The following is a 23,670-nucleotide window of genomic DNA, read 5'->3' as shown; positions in this document are numbered from 1 at the left end:
AGGACGAAGCTGGCATTGTGACACTGAATGCATCCCACTACCACCCTGCTCGCGGCTTCTGTCACCCGAGCTGGCCGTTTCGCAAACGAGAAACCCCAAAATGACGAACAAACCCAACAACCGTGCCAAGCACTAGCCCTAAAATGGCACCCAGCACTACGATGATGAGTTTCTTAGGTTTAACAGGGCGATCAGGCGATTCAATAGCGCCATCCTGGCCGTAGACCTGAACCACAGCAGGATCCACCTGCAGCGCTCGATAGAATGCCATTGCCTCCTGCCGTTGTCGCAATTTAGCTATGAAGGGATCATCAGAAGCCCTATTGCGCAGGTTTTCTATCTCTGCCTCAAGTGCTTTTGAGCCACGCATGTAGGTAAGCGAGCCGTCCATACCCGCAGAGAGCTCACCGGACAGGTTATTGGAAATGATTGGCGGCCTTTCCAAGCCGATCGAACGAGCAACCCGCAGCGCTTCGGTCAACTGGGCAATCTGATCCTCCCGCTGCTTTCGAGCACTTTCACGCTCAGCCCTTACCTGCTGCTCAAGGTTGTCAGCCTTCACCAGCGCATCAGCTCGCGCATTTTGGATGATTTCTTTCTTAGCTCGCTCACCCGCCATTTCGACGTAATGCACCACCCATTGAGCAGCCTGCCCTGGATCGGGCTGGCTAGAGGTCACAAAAAAGCGATCTGACGAATCCTTGTTCACCGCCCCGAGACTAAGAACGTCCCGAAACTGGTTGTATAGCGCGTCCTGTGAACCTTTGCGCTTTTCCTCTGGAAGACTTGGAAGATAAACCTTACGGAAAAACTCACGACGGAGGGATTCTGACTGAAGATTTCGCAGGTATACACCATAAACATCCTTGACGGAAAACACATTCAGCCCGCTACTACCCCCGCGTCCATAGTTCAGCTGAGCAATATCATTATGGGTCGGAGGCTGCACAATAACCCTGGCTTCGTAAATCGGCGTAGCCAACAAGGCATAAGCCACGGCAAACGCAGCCACGATCAAGCCAATTGAAATGATCACTACCTTTTGCTTCCACAGCACTCCGAATAGCTCAAACAGATCAATCTCGTCGCTACCACTCAGGCGCTCGCGTTCATTGCGCATTTAGTCTTCTTTTCCTTGGGTCTGTCTGATTGCGTCATCTCAGGATTTGCGTCTGGCCAGCCGGGCACGGCAACCCTCGAATCAAGCGTAGCGGCTATTTGCCACCTCTGCCGCCACGCTTCTAACCTCACTTTAAGCTTCAGTAGAAAGAACCGGTTCGCAAAAGTTCCGCACGATCTGACAGGCATCACCCCTCCCGCCCAAAGGTCATCTCGCAATTGTGACGCACACCTCATCTCCCCCCTGCGCAAACGCAGCCCGCAGCGCATCCGCCAACGCCCGCTTGGCCCTCCCCTCCCCATGCACCAAAGCTACCCGCCGAGCATTACAACCCAGCGCAAACCGCACCAACCCCGCCTGATCAGCATGCGCCGAATAGCCAGCCAACGTCATCACCTTGGCCCGTATTTCATACATATCGCCATCCAGATCAATCTGCACAAACCCTTCCGCCCCTTCACTGGCCTGTATCACCGCCCCCGGCGTGCCCTTGGCCTGGTAGCCGACAAACATCACCTCATGCCGCGGATCCCCCAGCATCGCCTTCAGGTAGTTGACGATGCGCCCACCCGAACACATGCCATTGCCGGCAATGACAATCGCCGGCCGCCCGGTGCTCTTGAGGTAATTGACCACCTGGTGGTGGCGTGCATGGCTATCGATGCTGATCAACTGGCTGAAATCCAGCGGATCGCGCCCATCGGCCAGGCGCGCCCTGGCCTCGGCATTCCAGTAGTCGTGCAGCTCCCGGTACACCCCGGTGATGCGCTGGGCCAAGGGTGAGTCGAGAATGATCGGCAGTTGCGACCAATCGACTGGCTCGCCAGCCGGTGACTGGCCGGATTTGCCGAGCAAGGCCTTGCGATGAAGAATGCCTTCGAGGTCGTACAGCAACTCTTGGGTGCGACCCAGGCTGAAAGCGGGAATCAACAGCGTGCCCTGGTCGGCCAAGGCGCGGTCGATGGCGGCTTCCAGGCGCTGCTCGCGGTCTGCCACCGGTGGGTGCAGGCGGTCGCCGTAGGTACTTTCCAAAACCAGCAGGTCGGCCCGCTCCGGCGGCCGCACGGGGCGCAGCAAGGGGTTGCCACAGGCGCCGAGGTCACCGGAGAACACATAGCGGGTGTTGACCTGTTCGTACTGCATGTCGCATTCGACATACGCCGAACCCAATAGGTGACCGGCGCGCTGCAGGCGGATGCGGCAGCTGAGACCGGGGCGCTCGACCAGCGGATGCCACTGCTCGAAAGGCAGCGGCACGATGAGCTTGCGGACGAATTCCAGGTACCTTGCGACCTGGGCGGGTTCGCTGCTGATGCTGAGCTTGTAGGCATCCTCCAGCACCAGCGGCAGCAGCCGGGCAGAGGGTTCGCTGCACAGGATGGGGCCACGGTAGCCGGCGGCCAGCAGGGCCGGGATGCGCCCTACGTGATCAAGGTGAACATGGGTGATGACCAAGGCCTGGATGCCCTGCACGTCGAAACCGAGCGGCGCGGATGCAGCGCCTGGCGCGGCGTCGTCGCCCTGCGCCAGGCCACAGTCGATGAGCAGGCTGATCGACGGATCGAGATGCAGCTGATGGCAAGATCCGGTGACGCCCTGGGTGCCACCGTGATGGGAAACGACGGGATATTCCATGCTGCACACACTCGCCTGGGCCGAAAATGAAGTGCGCTATTACTCCATGACAGCCGGTACAGGCAAAGGTGAGGATTCCTAAGAAGCCGTAGGAAATGTCGTTAATTGCTGCTTAGTGCCGCCTGGCGTGCGGAAGCCCGGATCTTGCGTTTGCTGCGCTGTACGCTGTATGCCCCCAGCAAAGGCCCGATTGCCAGGCCAATCACCAGCGCGGCAAGTACCAGCACCGCAACCGGCATGGCTGGAGCAGCCCAGCCGAACAGGACCAACGAGACGGTTTGCTGGTTTTCCAGAACGAAGAACAGCACCACAGCCGCCAACAGCAGCACGAACACCGCCGCCAGGGCGCGCTTGAGGTTACGCATCAGATTGCTCCTTGTGGAATCAGGTGTGGGCCTCGTGCTCTTCTTCATTGACCCGGTCGCGCAATTCTTTGCCGGGCTTGAAGTGCGGCACGAACTTGCCTTCGAGGCTGACCGACTGGCCGGTCTTCGGGTTACGACCGACACGCGGTGCGCGATAGTGCAGCGAGAAGCTGCCAAAACCGCGGATCTCGATGCGATCGCCGGTGGCAAGGCATTGTGACATCTGTTCAAGCATGGTCTTGATGGCCAACTCCACGTCCTTGGACGAGAGCAGCCCCTGATGGGTGACAATACGTTCGATCAGCTCCGACTTCGTCATATTTTTCCCTTCGTTATCAAGCAGCTAGATCATTGCTTAACCAGTTTGTAGCACGCTGGGAAGGATTTGAACAGGGTGGTTCTTGACTTAATAAAAAAATTCAAGATTGAAGTTTTGTCGGAATGGTCTAGCTGGCGGGGCTTGGCGGGGTGGGGTTTTGGCTGGTTAGCGCTCGGCGCACGGGAGGTGGCGCCTGGGAGATCGCCTGCTGCGTGGGCAGCGTTCGGCCTCACAGCCGATACCCCTCCTACGAGGAACACCTCCCCCTTCACCCGACAGAAGCGCAAAAAAAAAGGGTGGCCCGAAGGCCACCCTTTTTTACCGATCAAACAGAACTCAGTTCTGCTTGGCCATTGCTTCGCGCAGCAGCGCAGCCATGGTGGTGTCGGCAGCCGCTTCCGGAGCGTTTTTCAGGCTCTGGATGGCTTCGCGCTCTTCAGCATCGTCCTTCGACTTGATGGACAGGCTGATAACGCGGGACTTGCGGTCAACGCTGATGATCTTGGCTTCGATCTCTTCGCCTTCCTTCAGGACGTTACGCGCGTCTTCAACGCGGTCACGGCTGATTTCGGAAGCTTTCAGAGTAGCTTCGATGTCGTCGGCCAGAGTGACGATGGCGCCCTTGGCGTCAACTTCCTTCACGATGCCCTTGACGATAGCGCCCTTGTCATTGACAGCAACGAAGTTGGAGAACGGATCGTCTTCCAGCTGCTTGATGCCCAGGGAGATGCGCTCGCGCTCTGGGTCAACCGACAGGATGACGGTTTCCAGCTCGTCGCCCTTCTTGAAACGACGTACGGCTTCTTCGCCGGTTTCGTTCCAGGAGATGTCGGACAGGTGAACCAGGCCGTCGATGCCGCCGTCCAGGCCGATGAAGATACCGAAGTCGGTGATCGACTTGATGGTACCGGTGATCTTGTCACCCTTGTTGAACTGGCCGGAGAAGTCTTCCCATGGGTTGGACTTGCACTGCTTGATGCCCAGGGAGATACGACGACGCTCTTCGTCGATGTCCAGAACCATGACTTCCACTTCGTCGCCAACCTGAACGACTTTCGACGGGTGGATGTTCTTGTTGGTCCAGTCCATTTCGGAAACGTGTACCAGACCTTCAACGCCTTCTTCCAGCTCAGCGAAGCAGCCGTAGTCGGTCAGGTTGGTAACGCGAGCCTGTACGCGAGTACCTTCTGGGTAACGGGCAGTGATAGCTACCCACGGATCTTCGCCCATCTGCTTCAGACCCAGCGAAACGCGGTTGCGCTCACGGTCGAACTTCAGAACGCGTACGTCGACTTCGTCGCCAACGTTAACGATTTCCGACGGGTGCTTGATGCGCTTCCAGGCCATGTCGGTGATGTGCAGCAGGCCGTCGATACCGCCCAGGTCCACGAATGCGCCGTAGTCGGTGAGGTTCTTGACGATACCCTTGACTTGCTGGCCTTCCTGCAGGGTTTCCAGCAGGGCTTCGCGCTCGGCGCTGTTCTCGGCTTCCAGCACGCTGCGACGGGAAACGACAACGTTGTTGCGCTTCTGGTCCAGCTTGATGACCTTGAATTCCAGCTCTTTGCCTTCCAGGTGGGTGGTGTCGCGCACAGGGCGGACATCAACCAGGGAGCCCGGCAGGAACGCACGGATGCCGTTAACGTCGACAGTGAAGCCGCCCTTAACCTTACCGTTGATAACGCCCTTGACCACTTCTTCGGCGGCGAAAGCTGCTTCCAGAACAATCCAGCACTCGGCGCGCTTGGCTTTTTCACGGGACAGCTTGGTTTCGCCAAAGCCGTCTTCGACCGCGTCCAGCGCAACGTGAACTTCGTCACCGACCTTGATGGTCAGCTCGCCAGCTTCGTTGTAGAACTGCTCGAGCGGGATGACGCCCTCGGACTTCAGGCCAGCGTGTACGGTAACCCAGTCGCCGTCGATGTCGACAACGATACCGGTGATGATGGCACCCGGCTGAAGATTGAGGGTTTTCAGGCTTTCTTCAAAGAGTTCTGCAAAGCTTTCGCTCATTTTAATTCCTGTAGATTCGGGCGAAACATACGCCCCTCGCCACATTCCAGACAATGTGGGTCTGTTTTAAGTAAAGGAAAGCGGGCAGGACGTTGACTGGTGCCCCTGCCTGCTTTCCTGGCTATCAGAGCAGGTCGCGCAGGGCGAGCTCACTCTTGATACGTTGCAACACCTGCTCGATGGACAACTCGGTAGAGTCCAACTGAATGGCATCGGCCGCTGGTTTCAGCGGGGCCACTGCACGTTGGGTGTCACGTTCATCACGCGCACGAATCTCATCCAGCAGACTCGACAGACTAACATCTTCACCCTTGCCCTTCAACTGCAGATAGCGGCGGCGCGCGCGCTCCTCCGCACTGGCGGTGAGGAACACCTTCAACGGCGCGTCCGGGAACACCACGGTGCCCATGTCCCGGCCGTCGGCGATCAGCCCGGGCAGTTCGCGGAACGCACGCTGGCGCTCCAGCAGCGCTTCACGCACCGCAGGCAGCGAGGCAACCATCGAGGCACCGGCACCGACGGTTTCGGTACGGATGACCTGGCTGACATCCTCGCCTTCGAGGATGGTTTGCTGAAGCTTACCGGGCTGGGCGGCAATGAACTGCACATCCAGATGGGCGGCAAGCTTGGTCAGCAGCTCTTCGTTGGTCAGGTCGACGCCATGGTTGGTGGCATTGAACGCCAGCAAGCGGTACAGCGCGCCGGAGTCCAGCAGCTTCCAGCCCAGCTCGCGGGCCAGCAGGCCGGCAACGGTGCCCTTGCCGGAGCCGCTGGGCCCGTCGATGGTGATGACCGGCGCCAGGCTACTCACGACTTGCCCTCTTCCGCCACGCGGATGCCGACCTCGGCGCACAGCGCCAGGAAGTTGGGGAAGGAAGTGGCGACGTTGGCGCAGTCGTGGATGCGGATCGGCGCGCTCGCGCGCAGCGAAGCCACGCTGAAGGCCATGGCGATGCGGTGGTCACCGTGGCCATGCACCTCGCCACCGCCCAGCTGGCCGCCGTCGATGATGATGCCGTCCGGGGTCGGCTCGCACTTGATGCCCAGGGTGATCAGGCCATCGGCCATCACCTGGATACGGTCGGATTCCTTCACCCGCAGCTCTTCGGCCCCACGCAGCACGGTGCGCCCTTCGGCGCAGGCAGCGGCGACGAACAGCACCGGGAACTCGTCGATGGCCAGCGGCACCAGCTCCTCCGGGATGTCGATGCCCTTCAGGCGGGCGCCACGCACGCGCAGGTCGGCCACTGGCTCGCCGCCGACTTCACGCTGGTTTTCCAGGGTGATGTCGCCGCCCATCAAGCGCAGGATATCGATCACGCCGGTACGGGTCGGGTTGATACCGACGTGCTCCAGCACCAGCTCGGAGCCTTCGGCGATGGACGCGGCCACCAGGAAGAAGGCTGCCGAGGAAATATCGGCCGGCACTTCGATACGGGTAGCGGTGAGCTTGCCGCCGGACTGCAGCGAGGCCACCGGGCCGTTGCTTTCGACGCTGTAACCGAAGCCGCGCAGCATGCGCTCGGTGTGGTCACGAGTCGGCGCGGGCTCGGTGACGGTGGTCTTGCCTTCGGCATACAGGCCGGCCAGCAGCAGGCAGGATTTGACCTGGGCACTGGCCATCGGCAGCGTGTAGGTCAGCGCCTTGAGCTTGTGGCCACCGCGGATGGTCAGTGGCGGACGGCCGTCCGGGCCGGTCTCGACCACTGCGCCCATTTCGCGCAGCGGGTTGGCCACACGGTTCATCGGGCGCTTGGACAGCGAGGCGTCGCCGGTCATGGTCACATCGAACGGCTGGCCGGCCAGCAGGCCCGACAGCAGGCGCATCGAAGTACCCGAGTTGCCCACATACAGCGGCCCAGGTGGCGGCTTCAGGCCGTGCAGGCCAACGCCATGAATGGTCACGCGACCGTGGTTGGGGCCTTCGATGACCACGCCCATGTCGCGGAATGCCTGCAGGGTCGCCAGCGCGTCCTCACCTTCGAGGAAGCCTTCGACCTCGGTGATGCCTTCGGCCAGCGAGCCGAGCATGATCGAGCGGTGGGAAATCGACTTGTCGCCCGGTACGCGAATTCGCCCGGACAGGCGGCCACCCGGTTGGGCCAGGAAAATCAGATCGTTGGCGTTCATAGCGTCCACATAGGCCCGGCGGGCCAGGATTTTACTGAAATGCTCGCGGGCTACCCGAGCGCGGGTGAATACACCCAGCAGCTGGTGCCCGTCCCCTTCAGCGATCGCGTCGCGCAAGGCGTCGAGGTCGCTGCGATATGTATCAAGCGTGCGCAGGACAGCATCGCGGTTGGCGAGGAAGATGTCGTGCCACATGGTCGGGTCGCTGCCGGCGATTCTCGTGAAATCGCGGAAGCCTCCCGCAGCGTACCGGAAGATCTCGAGGTTTTCATTGCGTCTGGCCAGCGAATCGACCAGGCCGAAGGCCAGCAGGTGCGGCAGGTGACTGGTGGCGGCCAGCACTTCGTCGTGGCGCTCGACCGGCATGTGCTCCACATCGGCTTCCAGCGCGCGCCACAGGCGGTCGACCAGGGCCAGGGCGGCCGGGTCGGTTTCGGCCAGCGGCGTGAGGATGACCTTGTGGCGGCGGAACAGGCTGGCGTTGGACGCCTCTACCCCGCTCTGCTCGGAACCGGCGATCGGGTGGCCGGGGACGAAGCGCGACAGGCGTGCACTGCCGTCGTTCACAAACACGGCGCGCGCCTCACGCACCACATTGCCCTTGGCGCTGCCGACATCGGTGATGACGGCGTTGCCGAGGTCGAGCGTGGCCAGGCAGGCGAGCAGTTTTTCCATGGCCAGGATCGGCACCGCCAGCTGGATGACATCGGCACCCACGCATGCCGCAGCGATGTCTTCTTCGCAGCGGTCGACCACGCCCATGGCCACGGCCAGCTTGCGCGAGGGGGCGTCCAGGTCGACACCGACCACTTCGCGGCACAGGCCGCTTTCACGCAGGCCCTTGGCGAACGAGCCACCGATCAGGCCGAGGCCGACCACGACCAGGCGGTCAATGATTGGCGCGGGTTTGGTTTTTGCTGCATTTACCACTGGTGCGAACCCTGTTCAGAAATCTAGGCAGTCTTGAGGCCCATGGGGCTGCGTTGCAGCCCATCGCGACGCAAGCCCGCTCCTACAGGGGCCCGTAGCGTTTCGAGGCCCGCACAATACCTGTAGGAGCGGCCTTGTGTCGCGATGGGGCGCGAGGCGGCCCCAACCCTCTCAAATCAAAGCACCGCCTTCGGATACGACCCCAGCACCTTCAGCGCCACAGCTTCCTGGCTGATCTGCTCGAGCACTGCCTTGATCAGCGGGTCACGGTGGTGGCCGACGAAGTCGATGAAGAACACGTAGGTCCACTTGCCACTGCGCGACGGACGGGTCTCGATACGGGTCAGGTCGATACCGTTCTGATGGAACGGTACCAGCAACTCGTGCAAGGCACCTGGCTTGTTGCTCATCGACACAATGATCGAGGTCTTGTCGTCGCCGGTCGGCGGCACTTCCTGGTTACCGATCATCAGGAAGCGCGTGGAGTTGTCCGGGCGGTCTTCGATCTTTTCGGCCAGACGGGTCAGGCCGTACAGGTTGGCCGCCATGTCGCCGGCGATCGCCGCCGAGTTCCACTCGCCCTTGACCCGCTTGGCCGCCTCGGCATTGCTCGACACCGCCACGCGCTCCACGTTCGGGTAGTGCGCGTCGAGCCATTTGCGGCACTGCGCCAGCGACTGGGCGTGGGAGTAGATGCGGGTGATGCTGTCGGTCTTGGTGTTCTCGCCCACCAACAGGTGGTGGTGGATACGCAGCTCGACTTCACCGCAGATCACCATGTCGTGCTCGAGGAAGCTGTCCAGGGTATGGCTGACCGCGCCCTCGGTGGAGTTTTCCACCGGCACCACGCCAAAGTTGACGGCACCGGCCGCCACTTCGCGGAACACTTCGTCGATGGCCGCCATCGGCCGGCTGATCACCGCGTGGCCGAAGTGCTTCATGGCCGCGGCCTGGGTGAAGGTGCCTTCCGGGCCCAGGTAGGCGATTTTCAGCGGCTCTTCCAGGGCCAGGCACGACGACATGATTTCGCGGAACAAGCGCGCCATCTCTTCGTTGTCCAGCGGCCCCTTGTTGCGCTCCATCACGCGCTTGAGCACGGCAGCTTCACGCTCGGGGCGATAGAACACCGGCTTTTCACCCTCGGCCAGCGAGGCGGTCTTGACCTTGGCCACTTCCTGGGCGCAACGGGCACGCTCGCTGATCAGCTCGAGGATCTTCTCGTCGAGGCTGTCGATGCGCACGCGCAGCGCCTTCAGTTCGTGCTCGGACATCAGCCGTGCTCCTTCTCGAATTCGGCCATGTAGGCCACCAGGGCTTCCACCGCCTCGAGGCCCAGGGCGTTGTAGATGGAGGCGCGCATGCCGCCGACCGAACGGTGGCCCTTGAGGTTGAGCAGGCCACGGGCATCGGCGCCGGCGAGGAAGGCCTTGTCCAGGCGCTCGTCAGCCAGGCGGAACGGCACGTTCATCCACGACCGGGCGTTGTGGCTGATCGGGTTGGTGTAGAACTCGCTGCTGTCGATGAAGCCGTACAGGCGGTCTTTCTTGGCGCGGTTGCGCTGCTCCATGGCCTCGACGCCACCCTGCTCCTTCAGCCACTCGAAGACCAGGCCGGAGAGGTACCAGGAGTAGGTAGCCGGGGTGTTGTACATCGAGCCGTTGTCGGCCGCGACCTTGTAGTCGAGCATCGTCGGGCAGCTGCTGCGGGCGTGACCCAGCAGGTCTTCGCGCACGATCACCACGACCAGGCCGCTTGGGCCGATGTTTTTCTGCGCGCCAGCGTAGATCAGGCCGTACTGCGAGACATCGATCGGGCGCGAGAGGATGTCGGAGGACATGTCGACCACCAGCGGTACGTCACCGGTCTCGGGCACCCAGTCGAACTGCAGGCCACCAATAGTCTCGTTGGACGCATAGTGCACGTACGCCGCGTTCTTGGTCAGGTTCCACTCGTTCTGGCCGGGGATGGCCAGGTAGTCGTAGGGCTTGGCGCTGGCGGCGACGTTGACATTGCCGAAGCGGCGCGCTTCCTCGATGGCCTTTTTCGACCAGATGCCGGTCTCGATGTAGTCGGCGGTGCCGTTTTCCGGCAGCAGGTTCAGCGGGATTTCGGCGAACTGCTGGCTGGCGCCGCCCTGCAGGAACAGCACCTTGTAGTTGGAGGGGACGGACAGCAGGTCACGCAGGTCCTGCTCGGCCTTTTCGGCGATGGCCACGTAGTCGTCGCTGCGATGGCTCATTTCCATCACCGACAAGCCCTTGCCATGCCAATCCAGCATCTCGGCCTGCGCACGCTGCAGAACAGCGTCAGGAAGCGCAGCAGGGCCTGCGCAGAAGTTAAAGGCTCGTTTGCTCACATCCACTCTCGCTCTGCCAAATAGAACAAAATCTTAACTTTCAGGCCACGCGCTGCTCTTGTAGGAGCGGCCTTGCGTCGCGAAAGGGCTGCAAGGCAGCCCTGGGGCTCAGCGGCGCTACTAGAAGCCGGGGCCGCTTTGCGCCCCTTTCGCGACGCAGGGCCGCTCCTACAAAAAAGCTCGCCCCGCCATAGGGCGGGTTCAGCATTGCCTGCTTTCATCAGGCAAACGGGGCGACCTTGGTCGCCCCGTTCGGGTTTTACGCTTACTCCTGCGGGGCCTCTTCGGCGCCAGCAGCTTCGTCATTGTCTGGCGCTTCGGCCGCGACACCCTCTTCGTCCGCCTCGAGCACATCATCGAGCTCTTCCTCGGACGGCTCCTGGATACGCTCCAGGCCTACGAGTGTCTCGTCATTGGCCAGCTTGATCAAGGTCACGCCCTGGGTATTGCGGCCCAGGCTGGACACTTCGCCAACACGGGTCCGCACCAGGGTGCCCTGGTCAGAGATCAGCATGATCTCTTCGCCTTCCTGCACCTGGATGGCACCGATAAGCAGGCCATTGCGCCCTTTGGTACCCATGGCGATCACGCCCTGGCCACCACGGCCGCGACGCGGGAACTTGGACAGCGGGGTACGCTTGCCGAAGCCGCGCTCGGAGGCGGTGAGGATCTGCGCGCCGGATTCCGGGATCAGCATGGAGATGATCCGCTGGCCCTTGCCCAGCTTCATGCCACGCACACCACGGGCGTTACGGCCCATCTCGCGCACCACGCTCTCGGCGAAGCGGATCACCTTGCCGGCGTCGGAGAACATCATGACTTCCTTGGCGCCGTCGGTGATGGCCGCCGCGATCAGGGTGTCACCTTCCTTCAGCTTCAGGGCGATCAGGCCGTTGGAGCGTGGACGGGCGAACTGCACCAGCGGGGTCTTCTTCACGGTACCCGAAGCGGTGGCCATGAAGATGTAGGCGCCGGTCGGCTCGGCCACCCACTCAGGGGTATCGCCGTCTTCCTCGTCGACTTCCTCGGCCTCGACCACTTCGCCTTCGAGCACGGTGTCTTCCGCGTCCTCCAGCTCTTCGTCGGCGCCAGCGCTCTGCTGCAGGGCCTCGAGGTCGATCTGCAGCATGGCGGTGATGCGCTCACCCTCCTCCAGCGGCAGCAGGTTGACCATCGGCCGGCCGCGGGCGGCGCGAGACGCCTCAGGAATGTCGTAGGTCTTCAGCCAGTACACCTTGCCGCGGCTGGAGAACAGCAGCAGGGTGGCGTGGCTGTTGGCCACCAGCAGGTGCTCGACGTAGTCCTCGTCCTTCACCCCGGTGGCCGACTTGCCTTTGCCGCCACGGCGCTGGGCCTGGTAGGCGGACAGCGGCTGGGTCTTGGCGTAGCCGCCGTGGGAGATGGTCACCACGCGCTCTTCTTCGGGGATCATGTCGCCGTAGTTGAGGTCGTGGCGCGCATCGAGGATCTCGGTGCGGCGGGCATCGCCGTATTCGGCGCGGATGGCTTCCAGCTCTTCGCGGATCACTTCCATCAGGCGCTCGGCGCTGCTGAGGATGCGGATCAGTTCGCCGATCTGCTCGAGGATTTCCTGGTACTCGGCCAGCAGCTTCTCGTGCTCCAGGCCGGTCAGGCGGTGCAGGCGCAGGTCGAGGATCGCCTGGGCCTGTTCCGGCGACAGGTAATACTTGCCTTCACGCAGGCCGTACTGCTCCGGCAGGTCCTCGGGGCGGCAGGAATCGGCGCCGGCGCGCTCGACCATGACCTGCACGGCGCTGGATTCCCAGGCGGTGGACACCAGGGCTTCCTTGGCTTCGGACGGGGTCGGCGAGGCCTTGATCAGGGCGATGACCGGGTCGATGTTGGACAGCGCGACGGCCTGGCCTTCAAGGATATGGCCGCGTTCGCGGGCCTTGCGCAGCTCGAACACGGTACGGCGGGTCACCACTTCGCGGCGGTGACGGACGAACGCTTCGAGCAGGTCCTTGAGGTTGAGCAGGCGCGGACGGCCATCGACCAGGGCGACGACGTTGATGCCGAATACGCTCTGCAGCTGGGTCTGCGAATACAGGTTGTTGAGCACCACCTCCGGCACCTCGCCGCGACGCAGCTCGATGACGATGCGCATGCCGTCCTTGTCGGACTCGTCGCGCAGCTCGGTGATGCCTTCGATCTTCTTCTCTTTGACCAGCTCGGCGATCTTCTCGATCAGGCGCGCCTTGTTCAGCTGGTACGGCAGCTCGGTAACCACGATCTGCTGGCGGCCGCCGGCCTTGTCGATGTCTTCGATTTCGGAGCGGGCGCGCATGTAGATTCGGCCACGGCCGGTACGATAGGCCTCGATGATGCCCTGGCGGCCGTTGATCAGGCCGGCAGTCGGGAAGTCCGGGCCCGGGATGTGCTGCATCAGCTCATCGATGGTGACATCCGGGTTGTCGATCAGCGCCAGGCAGCCGTCGATGACCTCGCCGAGGTTGTGCGGCGGGATGTTGGTCGCCATGCCCACGGCGATACCGCTGGAGCCGTTGACCAGCAGGTTGGGGATACGGGTCGGCATGACCGCCGGGATCTGTTCGGTGCCGTCGTAGTTGGGTACCCAGTCGACGGTTTCCTTGTGCAGGTCGGCCAGCAGCTCGTGGGCCAGCTTGGACATGCGCACTTCGGTGTATCGCATGGCCGCGGCGTTGTCGCCGTCCACCGAGCCGAAGTTGCCCTGGCCGTCGACCAGCAGGTAGCGCAGCGAGAATGGCTGGGCCATACGCACGATGGTGTCGTAGACCGCAGTGTCGCCGTGGGGGTGGTACTTACCGATCACGTCACCGACCACACGGGCGGATTTCTTGTACGGCTTGTTCCAGTCGTTGCCCAGTTCGCTCATCGCATAGAGGACGCGACGATGCACGGGCTTCAAGCCGTCACGTGCATCGGGCAGCGCTCGCCCGACAATCACGCTCATCGCGTAGTCGAGGTAGGACTGTCTCAGTTCGTCTTCGATATTGACCGGGAGGATTTCTTTGGCCAGTTCGCCCATGAGAAGCCTGATTCCTTTTTCTGGTGAAACTTCGCAGCTCCATCAAGGGCCGAACGAAGCTCGCCGCCGCAGCGCATGTGGTGCGACGACTTACGACAAATCAATGAGTTGTGCCATGGATCTGCGCAATGAAGGCCGCCGTGGTAGGCGGTCCTGGAAACTGCCGGATGTTATCACAAAGGCGGGGGCGGTGGGGAGATGTGGCAGGTGGCCTCGAAGCGCTTTGAATCCGGAAATTCTACCGCCTGTGCCGGCCTCTTCGCGGGTAAACCCGCTCCCACAGGGATAGCACAAGGCCTGAGGGCGGTGGTGTACCTGTGGGAGCGGGTTTACCCGCGAAGAGGCCGACACAGGCAGTGCAAAAATCAGTGCAGGCGCTTGCGGCAAATCAACTGTGCCAGCTTGGCGGTATCAGGCCGCTCGACGATGCCGCGCTCGGTCACAATCACGTCGATCAGGTCGGCCGGGGTCACGTCGAACACCGGGTTGAACACCTCGACATCCGGCGCCACGCGAGTGCCGCCAATGTCCAGCAACTCGTCGGCAGCACGCTCTTCCAGCGGGATGTCCTCGCCCGTGGCCAGGTTCAGGTCGATGCTGGTGCTCGGCGCCACCACCATGAAACGCACGCCGTGGTGCATGGCACTGACCGCCAGCTGGTACGTGCCGATCTTGCTGGCCATGTCCCCGTTGGCGGCAATGCAGTCAGCGCCCACCACGACCCAGGTGATGCCCTTGGTCTTCATCAGGTGGGCCAGCGCCGAGTCGGCGCACAGGGTCACCGGGATGCCTTCGTTGGCCAGCTCCCAGGCGGTCAGGCGCGAGCCTTGCAGCCAAGGGCGGGTCTCGCCGGCGTACACCCGTTCGACCATGCCTTCCAGGTAGCTGGCACGGATCACCCCCAGCGCGGTGCCGAAGCCGCCGCTGGCCAGGGCGCCGGCATTGCCGTAGGTGAGCAGGGTCTGGGCGTTGCCCTGGTGGCGGCGAATCAGCTCGATGCCGTGCTGGGCCATGGTCAGGTTGGCTTCCCGGTCGCTTTCATGGATGGCCACCGCCTCGGCCTCCAGCGCGGCCAGCACGTCCTCGTCGGCGCGCAGGCGCTGCAGGCGCTCACGCATGCGGTTCAACGCCCAGAACAGGTTGGCGGCCGTGGGGCGTGCCTCGGCCAGCAACAGGAAGTCTTCTTCCAGGTCCATCTCCCAGTCGCCGCCCTGGGCCAGGCGCTCTTCCAGCGCCAGTACCAGGCCGTAGGCCACCACGATGCCGATCGCCGAGGCGCCGCGCACGGCCATGTCGCGGACCGCTGCGGCCACCTGCGCGACATTGTCGCAGGCCAGCCAACGCTCCTCCGACGGCAGCAGGCGCTGGTCGAGCAGGTGCAGGACGCCGCCCTGCCAGCGGATCGCGGTCACCTTCTCCGCCGCCAAAAGTCGCTCGCGCATCGCCTCTCCCCGTCGTTCGGATATCAAAAGCCGGCGATTATAGCGACCCTGGGGGCCGAGCGCTCGGGTATACTCCGGCGCAATTTTGCGAAGTTTCAGAGGACTGTTCAATGAGCAACGTCGACCGCGCCGAAATCGCCAAGTTCGAAGCGCTGGCCCACCGCTGGTGGGACCGCGAAAGCGAGTTCAAGCCGCTGCACGAAATCAACCCGCTGCGCGTCAACTGGATCGACGAGCGCGCCAGCCTGGCCGGCAAGAAAGTGCTGGACGTGGGTTGTGGTGGCGGCATCCTCAGCGAGGCCATGGCTCTGCGTGGCGCCACGGTCACTGGCATCGACATGGGCGAGGCACCGCTGGCGGTGGCCCAGCTGCACCAGCTGGAGTCGGGCGTGCAGGTGGAATACCGGCAGATCACCGCCGAAGCCCTGGCCGAGGAAATGCCCGAACAGTTCGACGTGGTCACCTGCCTGGAAATGCTCGAGCACGTGCCCGACCCGTCCTCGGTCATCCGCGCCTGCTACCGCATGGTCAAGCCTGGCGGCCAGGTGTTCTTCTCGACCATCAACCGCAACCCCAAGGCCTACCTGCTGGCAATCGTCGGCGCCGAGTACATCCTGAAGATGCTGCCGCGCGGCACCCATGACTTCAAGAAGTTCATCCGCCCGTCCGAGCTGGGCGCCTGGAGCCGCGTCGCCGGGCTGCAGGTCAAGGACATCATCGGCCTGACCTACAACCCGCTGACCAAGCACTACAAGCTCAGCAGCGACGTGGACGTCAATTACATGATCCAGACCTTGCGCGAGGAATGAGCATGCGTTTGCAAGCAGTTCTGTTCGACATGGACGGCACCCTGCTCGACACGGCGCCAGACTTCATCGCCATCTGCCAGGCCATGCTCGCCGAGCGTGGCCTGCCGGCCATCGACGACCAGCGCATCCGCGACGTGATTTCCGGTGGCGCCCGCGCCATGGTTGCCGCCACGTTCGCCATCAGCCCCGAAGCGGAAGGCTTCGAGGCCCTGCGCCTGGAGTTCCTCGAGCGCTACCAGCGCGACTGCGCGGTGCACAGCAAGCTGTTCGACGGCATGGCCGAGCTGCTGGCCGACATCGAGAAAGGCAACCTGCTGTGGGGGGTGGTCACCAACAAGCCGGTGCGCTTCGCCGAGCCGATCATGCAGCAGCTGGGCCTGGCCGAGCGTTCGGCGCTGCTGATCTGCCCCGACCACGTGAAGAACAGCAAGCCCGACCCCGAGCCGCTGATCCTCGCCTGCAAGACCCTGAACCTGGACCCGGCCAGCGTATTGTTCGTCGGCGACGACCTGCGCGACATCGAGTCTGGCCGCGATGCCGGCACCCGTACCGCGGCGGTGCGCTACGGCTATATTCATCCAGAGGACAACCCCAACAACTGGGGCGCCGACGTGGTGGTGGACCACCCGCTGGAGCTGCGCAAAGTGATCGACAGCGCGCTGTGCGGCTGCTGAGTAGCAACGGCTGACGCCAGATTCTGTGGGAGCGGGCAAGCCCGCGAAGCAGGCACTGCGGTGGATGGCACCGGCTTTGCCGGTGTTCGCGGGCGCGCCCGCTCACACACGGTCTGTCGCGCCATAACAAGGGAATACGCAATGTTCGACTACACCGCCCGCCCCGACCTGCTGCAAGGCCGGGTCATCCTGGTTACCGGTGCCGGCCGCGGCATCGGCGCCGCTGCCGCCAAGGCCTATGCCGCGCTGGGCGCCACCGTGCTGCTGCTGGGCAAGACCGAGGCCAACCTCAACGAGGTCTACGACCAGATCGAAGCCGCCGGGCACCCGCAACCGGTGGTGATCCCGTTCAACCTGGAAACCGCCCTGCCCCACCAGTACGACGAACTGGCGGTAATGATCGAGGAGCAGTTCGGCCGCCTCGATGGCCTGCTCAACAACGCATCGATCATCGGCCCGCGCACGCCGCTGGAGCAGCTGTCGGGTGACAACTTCATGCGCGTGATGCACATCAACGTCAACGCCACGTTCATGCTCACCAGCACCCTTTTGCCATTGCTGAAGCTGTCGGAAGACGCTTCGGTGGTGTTCACCAGCAGCAGCGTCGGGCGCAAGGGCCGCGCCTACTGGGGCGCTTATGGCGTGTCGAAATTCGCCACCGAGGGCCTGATGCAGACCCTCGCCGACGAACTGGAAGGCGTGGCGCCGGTGCGCGCCAACAGCATCAACCCGGGCGCCACGCGCACGGCGATGCGCGCCCAGGCGTACCCCAGCGAAAACCCGCAGAACAACCCGCTGCCGGAACAGATCATGCCGCTGTACCTGTACCTGATGGGGCCGGACAGCAAAGGGGTGAATGGGCAGGCGTTCGACGCCCAGTGAGCCTGAGCTGGCCTCTTCGCGGGCTCGCCCGCTCCCACAGGATCAGCAAGGCCCTTGAAGGCTGCGCCATACCTGTGGGAGCGGGCAAGCCCGCGAAGAGGCCGGTGCAACACTCAGCCCGCCACCAACGCCGGGCGCATGCTCCGCTGCTGGCGACCTTCCAGTTGCATGCAGCGCTCCAGGAACATGTACATGCAGTCATAGCTCCGGCATATCGCCCTGCGCAGCTCGGTACGCAACCCCAGCGTCGGGTTCTCGCCGGCCAGCGTGCAGATGATCTCCAGCGCCTCCCACGGGTGCGCGTCGTCATACTGGGCGTGCATCTTCAGCCACTTCATCGCCCGCTTGCGCTCATCCTCCGGGAAGCCCAGCGCGTAGGTGTCGCTGGAACACACCACTGCCGACCATTCGCCGGTCGCGCCTTCGATGGCGTAATTGGTCGCCGCCATGGAGATGGCCAGGTTTTCGGTGAAACACACGCGCCAGCACCAGTCGTTCAGGCCGTTCAGCTCGGCCGGAACGTTCTGCGCCTGCAATTCATGCAGGTGCACGCCGTGCGCCTGGGCCCAGCTGACCCAATAGTCGGCATGGTTGAGCTCGACGCGGATATTGCGCATCAACCAGCGCCGCGCCATATCCTCGCCCTGGTGCCGACCATAGCGGGTCTTGGTCAGGTTGTGCGCCATGTACAGCGAGAACTGCTCGACCACCGGCCAGCCACCGATCAGGTACTGGCGGATGGTGGATTGCTTCAACTGGCCATCGCGCAGCCGTGCGTAGAACTCGTGCTCCACGACCCGGCGCTTGCTTTCACGGCAATCCTCAATCAGTTGCTGGGCCCAGTGGGGGTAGCTTGCAGGGTCCATCAGAGGGCCGATACGAACGAATGCATCAATCACTTTGAGCTCCTTGATCCTTGCGATCACTAGCTAACGAAACGTGCCAGGTGCCCGCTGCAACAGAGGCCGGGTGGCGATCCGTTGGCGCTGCAGACTGTCACAGGTGAACACCTGGGGGCGTTCAATCAGGTAGCCCTGGGCGTAATCAACGCCAATCTCCTGCAAGGCCTGCTCGATCAAGGGTGTTTCGACGAATTCGGCAATGGTGCGTTTGCCCATGACGTGACCGATGTGGTTGATGACCTCGACCATGGCCCGGTTGACCGGATCGTCGAGCATGTCCTTGACGAAACTCCCGTCGATCTTCAGGTAATCCACGGGCAAATGCTTGAGATAGGCGAACGATGACATGCCAGCGCAGAAGTCATCGAGCGAGAAGCGGCAACCCAGCCCCTTCAACTCGTTGATAAAGCGGATGGCGCTGCCAAGGTTGGCAATCGCGCTGGTTTCAGTGATTTCAAAACAGATCATCCGCGGCGGGATGGCGTATTCGACGAACAGGCGCTGCAAGTATTCGAGGAACTTGTCATCGCCAATGCTCGACCCCGACAGGTTGATCGCACAGGTCGACAGCGGCCCTTCCCGGCTCTGGTCCAGGCACTGGCGAATGACCACGAATACATTGCGCACCACCCAGCGATCCAGCGCGGTCATCAGGCCATAGCGCTCGGCCGCCGGGATGAAGCTGTTGGGCAGGATGGTGCGGCCGCTTTCGTCGTGCAGGCGCAACAGGATCTCGATGTGGCCCGGGCCTTCGAAACTTTTCAGCGGGGCGATTTCCTGGGCATACAGGCAGAAGCGGTTTTCTTCCAGGGCCACGTGCAAGCGCTGGATCCAGGCCATTTCGCCAAAGCGCATGGACAGTTCGCTGTCGTCGGCATGGTACACCTGGACACGGTTGCGGCCCTTTTCCTTGGCCATGTAGCAGGCCATGTCGGCAGCACGCAGCGAGGCTTCCAGAGTGGTGGGGGCCTGGGCCAAGTGCACCAGGCCGATACTGACAGTGGTGACGAACGGCCGCCCCTTCCACACGAAGTGCAGGCTCTGCACCAGCTGGCGCAACTGCTCGCCAATACGCTCGGCCTGGTCGGGCGGGCAGTTTTCCAGCAGTACGCCGAATTCGTCACCGCCCAGGCGGGCCAGGGTGTCGCCTTCCCGCAGGCCGGATTGCAGCACGGCGCAGATGTGCCGCAGCAGTTCGTCGCCTGCGGCATGCCCGCAGGTGTCGTTGACCAGCTTGAACTGGTCGAGGTCGAGGAACATCAGTGAATGCCGCCCGGCCTGGCGCGCCAGGCCATTGAGTGCCTGCTCCAGGCGGTATTCGAATTCGCGGCGGTTGGCCAGCCCGGTGAGGGCGTCGTGGGTCGCCTGCCAGGACAGGTTGGCGATGTACTGGCGCTCCTGGGTCATGTCGTGCAGCACCAGCACGATGCCGCTGACCTCGCCGTCATTGACGATCGGCGAACCGACCAGGTTGATCGACACGGTACTGCCATCCAGGCGCTGGATCAGCCGGGGATGCTCGGCGCCGCCTTTGAGGCTGCCGCTGAGCACCTGCTCGACCAGGCTGCGGCCATCTTCCTCGGCCTGCTCGTCCACCAGGCTGAACAACGCTGACAATGGCAGGCCCTGGGCCTGGCCGGCCTGCCAGTGGGTCAGTTGTTCGGCGGCCGGGTTCATGTAGCCGATCATGCCGTCTACATCTGCGGTGATTACCGCATCGCCAATGGCCTGCAGGGTGATCTGCGCCCGCTCCTTTTCCACCTGCAGAGCGCTGGCAAAGGCTTCGCGCTGGGCCAGCAGCTTGCTGGAGCGGCGCCAGGCAATGGCGATCAGGAACAGTGCCGTCATCAGGTTGGTGGTCAGCAGCACCCGCATCAGCATGCGCGAGCCCTCGCCGAGGGCATCGCTGAACGCCTTGGAGGCCGGGGTGACCCCTTCGTTGATGGCGACGATGCGCGCCTTCCACTCACTGATGGTACGGGCGTCTACCGGGCCGGCGGCGAAACTGCTGCGCATTTCGCTGGCCAACGTGTCCAGCTTGGCCAGGTAATCGTCGCCGATATTCCAGTAATCGATCGCCGTCTGCATGTAGCTGAGGTTGCGAAAGTTGCGGTAGAACCAGATGATCCGTTCGACATCGTCGGGGTGGTTGCCGCCATCCAGGACGGCCTGGCGCGCAGCGTCAAGGTCGGGGACGGGCTGGTCGAGCACCTCGCGCAAGCGTTGGTCGCCGCGGGGTACGATGATCGCCTGGCGATAGTGCTGGTAGGTACTGTCGTCGCGGGTTTCGGCGTACAGGTCAAGGTAATAGATCGCGTCTTTCTGGGCCTTGGACCAAAGGCTTTCACCGGCAACATAGGCGCGCACCGCCGAGAGCGCATAGAAACTGAGGCTGCCCAGCGCCACCTGGAAGACCACAACGGCGATGAAGGGCCAGGTGATGCCAAGCAGCTTTGGCGCTTCGAGTGTGCGATGTCCCTTCATGGAGTCCCTGTCACAGAGCAGATGAGGCGCAGATCAACCCAGACAAGCACAGCGTAGGCCAAATGCCATCGCCGCGGCTGGGTTTTTCATGACAGAAAATCGGTGACTTTACATAAGTTCAACTTTGTTGCAGGTGCCCATAGAGCTTGGCATACAACCCACCTTCTGCAATCAGCTGCTGGTGGTCGCCATCCTCTGCGACATGCCCACCATCGAACACCAGCACCCGGTCGGCCTGTTTCACTGCGGACAGGCGGTGGGCAATGATCAGCGTGGTACGGCCGCTGAGAAAGCGCGCCAGGGCCTGGTGCAGGTTGTACTCGGTGGCGGCATCCAGGGCCGAGGTGGCTTCGTCGAGGATCACCACCTTGGGCTCGGCCAGCACCATGCGGGCAATCGCCAGGCGCTGGCGCTGGCCACCGGACAGGCGCACGCCGGAGCGCCCCACCACACTGTCCAGGCCCTGCGGCAAGGCAGCGATGGTGGCATCCAGCTGGGCGATACGCAGCGCCTGCCAGCAGGCCTCGTCGCTGCAGTCGCGGCCCATGGTCAGGTTGGCGCGCACGCTGTCGTTGAACAGCGACGGGTGCTGCAGCACCACCGCGACGTTCTCGCGCAGGGTTTCCAGGCCGATTTCCTGCAGGCTGGCACCGCCAAAGCGGATAGTGCCGGCCTGGGCGCTATAAAGGCCCAGCAGCAGCTGCACCAGCGTGCTCTTGCCGCCGCCGCTGGCACCCACGATGGCCACCTTCTCACCCGGGGCAATGCTCAGGTCGAGGTGCTCGAGCACCGGCTCGTCGGCATAGGCAAAACGCAGGTCGCGCACTTCGATGCCGACGGTCTGGCGACCGCCGAACGGGTCGCTGGCGGCCGCGTACTGCGGCTCGTCGGCACGCGCCAGCAGCTCGTTGAGGCGGCTCAGCGCGCCGCCGGCGGCGTAATAGGCGTATTGCAGGTTGAGCAGTTGTTCCACCGGGCCGATCATGAACCACAGGTAGCTGAACACCGCCAGCATCTGGCCGATCGACAGGTCGGAAAACAGCACGGTGAGCATCGCCGCGGCGCGGAAGATGTCGATACCGAACTGGAACAGCAGGCCACTGGCGCGGCCACTGGCATCGCTTTTCCATTGCGAGTCGACGGCGTAGTCGCGCACTTCGCGGGCGCGCAGGCCAAGGCGCCCGAGGAAGTAGCCCTGGCGGTTGCCGGCGCGGATTTCCTGGATGGCGTCGAGGGTTTCCGCCAGCGCCTGGGTAAACCGTGCGGTACTGTCGTTCTCGAGCTTTTTCAGGTGTTTGACGCGCTTGCCCAACTGCACGGTGAAGTAGATGACCAGCGGGTTGAACAGCAGGATCAGCAAGGCCAGCTGCCAGTGCATCCAGATCAGGATGGCCGCGGTGCCGGTCAGGGTCAGCATGGCCACCAGGAAGCGGCTGAGGGTTTCGCCGACGAACTTGTCGAGGGTATCCAGGTCGGTGACCAGGTGGGTGGTGACCGTACCGCTGCCCAGGCTTTCGTATTCCTTCAGCGAAATCCGCTTGAGCCGCTCGATAAGGCGGATGCGCAGGCGGTAGACGATGTCCTTGGCCAAGCCGGCGAACAACCTGGCCTGGATGACGTTGAACGCCAGGGCGGCCAGGCGCAGGCACAGGGTCAGCAACAGCATCAGGCCGATGTAGCCGGCGGCCACCTGCCAACTGGCCGGCAGCAGGTGGTTCATCCACTGCAGCGCGGCATCGCCCTGGCCCAGCAGCACCTCGTCCACCAGCAGCGGCAGCAGCAACGGGATGGGCACGCTGCAGCAGGCTGCCAACACGGCAATGAGGTTGGCGGACCAGAGGTTTTTCTTGTGATGCAGAGCCAGGCGGCGGATTTCCGCCCAGCTCAGGCGGTCGGCCGCCGTGCAAGGCTTGCCCGGCACCGGGTCGGGTGACCCAGGCAGATCAAGCACAGGCGGCCTGCTGCAGCCAGCGGCCGAGCAAGGGTTGCAGGCGCTCCAGCGGCTGGTAGCCGTTGGTCAGCAGAGCCAGCTGGCCCTTACGCTCGGCCAGCAAGGTCGGGAAACCGGCGATGCCCAGGTCCTGCGCCCAGGCGAAATCGGCCGCAGTAGCGGCGCGCGTGTCGGCCCGGGCAAAGGCCTCGGCGAACACGGCACGGTCGAAGCCCGCCTGCTCGGCCAGTTCGACCAGATGCGGAGCAACGGTCACATCCACCCCCTGCTCGTAGAACGCGCGCTGGATCAGCGCCAGCAGCGGCCAGACGCGCTCGGCGTCCAGCTCGCGGGCGGTGACCAGGGCCCGGCAGGCCGGCTCGGTGTCGTAGACGAAGCCGTCGGGCATGGCCCCCTCGAAGCGAAACGGCTGGCCAGTGGCTTCGGCCACCGCTTGCCAGTGTTCGAGGATGTACTTGCGGGTGGCGCTATCCAGCGCGCTGCCGCCGCTGCGCAAGCCGCCGGTGACCAGGCGGGTCGGCACGCCTGCTGCACGCGCCTGGGCGATCAGGGCCGCGGCCACGGGTGCGAAGCCCCAGCACCAGGAGCACATCGGGTCCATCACGTAGATCAGGCGTGCAGACATGC

The 23,670-nt window shown here is 63.3% G+C and carries 18 protein-coding genes; 3 read left to right on the top strand and 15 right to left on the bottom strand.

What is annotated here, in order from left to right; genetic code table 11:
• Positions 1-61 precede the first annotated feature (61 nt).
• The 11 genes from ACJA3S_RS06790 to mtnA form a co-directional block, all read right to left on the bottom strand.
• Positions 62-1,120 (bottom strand): LPS O-antigen chain length determinant protein WzzB, encoded by a 1,059-nt coding sequence (locus ACJA3S_RS06790; RefSeq protein WP_406821257.1) that lies wholly within the window; start codon positions 1,118-1,120, stop codon positions 62-64.
• A 207-nt stretch (positions 1,121-1,327) separates the two neighbouring features.
• Positions 1,328-2,755, bottom strand: a complete 1,428-nt coding sequence (locus tag ACJA3S_RS06785) for an MBL fold metallo-hydrolase RNA specificity domain-containing protein (RefSeq protein ID WP_406821256.1) — start codon at positions 2,753-2,755, stop codon at positions 1,328-1,330.
• A 101-nt stretch (positions 2,756-2,856) separates the two neighbouring features.
• Complete coding sequence (locus tag ACJA3S_RS06780) at positions 2,857-3,120, bottom strand: lipopolysaccharide assembly protein LapA domain-containing protein (RefSeq protein ID WP_170028807.1); 264 nt, start codon at positions 3,118-3,120, stop codon at positions 2,857-2,859.
• A gap of 19 nt (positions 3,121-3,139) precedes the next feature.
• Complete coding sequence (gene ihfB, locus ACJA3S_RS06775) at positions 3,140-3,439, bottom strand: integration host factor subunit beta (protein WP_013971456.1); 300 nt, start codon at positions 3,437-3,439, stop codon at positions 3,140-3,142.
• Between the two features lie 336 nt (positions 3,440-3,775).
• Positions 3,776-5,452, bottom strand: coding sequence for a 30S ribosomal protein S1 (rpsA, locus tag ACJA3S_RS06770; protein ID WP_003252673.1), 1,677 nt, complete (start codon positions 5,450-5,452; stop codon positions 3,776-3,778).
• Between the two features lie 124 nt (positions 5,453-5,576).
• Positions 5,577-6,263 carry a (d)CMP kinase gene (gene cmk / locus ACJA3S_RS06765; RefSeq protein ID WP_406821255.1) on the bottom strand — a complete coding sequence of 229 codons (687 nt, stop codon included), beginning with the start codon at positions 6,261-6,263 and terminating at the stop codon, positions 5,577-5,579.
• Positions 6,260-8,479, bottom strand: coding sequence for a bifunctional prephenate dehydrogenase/3-phosphoshikimate 1-carboxyvinyltransferase (locus ACJA3S_RS06760; protein ID WP_406822216.1), 2,220 nt, complete (start codon positions 8,477-8,479; stop codon positions 6,260-6,262). Before ACJA3S_RS06760 ends, cmk begins: the two co-directional genes overlap by 4 nt.
• Before the next feature lie 209 nt (positions 8,480-8,688).
• Positions 8,689-9,783: a prephenate dehydratase gene (gene pheA, locus ACJA3S_RS06755; RefSeq protein WP_013971453.1), complete on the bottom strand. Its 1,095-nt coding sequence runs from the start codon at positions 9,781-9,783 to the stop codon at positions 8,689-8,691.
• Positions 9,783-10,868, bottom strand: coding sequence for a 3-phosphoserine/phosphohydroxythreonine transaminase (serC, locus tag ACJA3S_RS06750; protein WP_406821254.1), 1,086 nt, complete (start codon positions 10,866-10,868; stop codon positions 9,783-9,785). The genes pheA and serC overlap by 1 nt, the downstream gene beginning before the upstream one ends.
• 265 nt (positions 10,869-11,133) lie before the next feature.
• On the bottom strand, positions 11,134-13,899 hold the full coding sequence (gene gyrA / locus ACJA3S_RS06745) for a DNA gyrase subunit A (RefSeq protein ID WP_406821253.1): 2,766 nt from the start codon (positions 13,897-13,899) through the stop codon (positions 11,134-11,136).
• Between the two features lie 365 nt (positions 13,900-14,264).
• Positions 14,265-15,341, bottom strand: coding sequence for an S-methyl-5-thioribose-1-phosphate isomerase (gene mtnA / locus ACJA3S_RS06740; protein ID WP_406821252.1), 1,077 nt, complete (start codon positions 15,339-15,341; stop codon positions 14,265-14,267).
• Positions 15,342-15,451: 110 nt separating this feature from the next.
• On the opposite strand from mtnA, the gene ubiG reads away from it, so the two are divergent.
• The 3 genes from ubiG to ACJA3S_RS06725 all read left to right on the top strand — a co-directional run bounded on the left by ubiG (position 15,452) and on the right by ACJA3S_RS06725 (position 17,706).
• Positions 15,452-16,150 carry a bifunctional 2-polyprenyl-6-hydroxyphenol methylase/3-demethylubiquinol 3-O-methyltransferase UbiG gene (ubiG, locus tag ACJA3S_RS06735; protein WP_025338098.1) on the top strand — a complete coding sequence of 233 codons (699 nt, stop codon included), beginning with the start codon at positions 15,452-15,454 and terminating at the stop codon, positions 16,148-16,150.
• Between the two features lie 2 nt (positions 16,151-16,152).
• A complete protein-coding gene (gene mupP / locus ACJA3S_RS06730; RefSeq protein ID WP_170028801.1) occupies positions 16,153-16,824 on the top strand; it encodes an N-acetylmuramic acid 6-phosphate phosphatase MupP in 672 nt (223 codons plus the stop codon).
• A gap of 141 nt (positions 16,825-16,965) precedes the next feature.
• Complete coding sequence (locus tag ACJA3S_RS06725) at positions 16,966-17,706, top strand: YciK family oxidoreductase (RefSeq protein WP_170028800.1); 741 nt, start codon at positions 16,966-16,968, stop codon at positions 17,704-17,706.
• 113 nt (positions 17,707-17,819) lie between these two features.
• Here the strand turns inward: ACJA3S_RS06725 and ACJA3S_RS06720 are convergent, their stop codons facing one another.
• From ACJA3S_RS06720 to ACJA3S_RS06705, 4 genes are all read right to left on the bottom strand, one after another.
• A complete protein-coding gene (locus ACJA3S_RS06720) occupies positions 17,820-18,605 on the bottom strand; it encodes a TenA family transcriptional regulator (RefSeq protein ID WP_406821251.1) in 786 nt (261 codons plus the stop codon).
• Between the two features lie 30 nt (positions 18,606-18,635).
• Entirely contained in the window at positions 18,636-21,092 is a 2,457-nt protein-coding gene (locus tag ACJA3S_RS06715) for an EAL domain-containing protein (protein ID WP_406821250.1), read from the bottom strand.
• 118 nt (positions 21,093-21,210) lie between these two features.
• Complete coding sequence (locus tag ACJA3S_RS06710; RefSeq protein ID WP_406821249.1) at positions 21,211-23,043, bottom strand: ABC transporter ATP-binding protein; 1,833 nt, start codon at positions 23,041-23,043, stop codon at positions 21,211-21,213.
• Positions 23,036-23,668 carry a DsbA family protein gene (locus tag ACJA3S_RS06705; protein ID WP_406821248.1) on the bottom strand — a complete coding sequence of 211 codons (633 nt, stop codon included), beginning with the start codon at positions 23,666-23,668 and terminating at the stop codon, positions 23,036-23,038. Before ACJA3S_RS06705 ends, ACJA3S_RS06710 begins: the two co-directional genes overlap by 8 nt.
• Between the last annotated feature and the right edge of the window lie 2 nt (positions 23,669-23,670).

It is taken from the genome of Pseudomonas sp. KnCO4 (assembly GCF_045344305.1).
GTDB lineage: Bacteria > Pseudomonadota > Gammaproteobacteria > Pseudomonadales > Pseudomonadaceae > Aquipseudomonas > Aquipseudomonas anuradhapurensis.
Note: the sequence above shows the minus strand (reverse complement) of the source record. Positions and strands in the feature narration are given on the sequence as shown.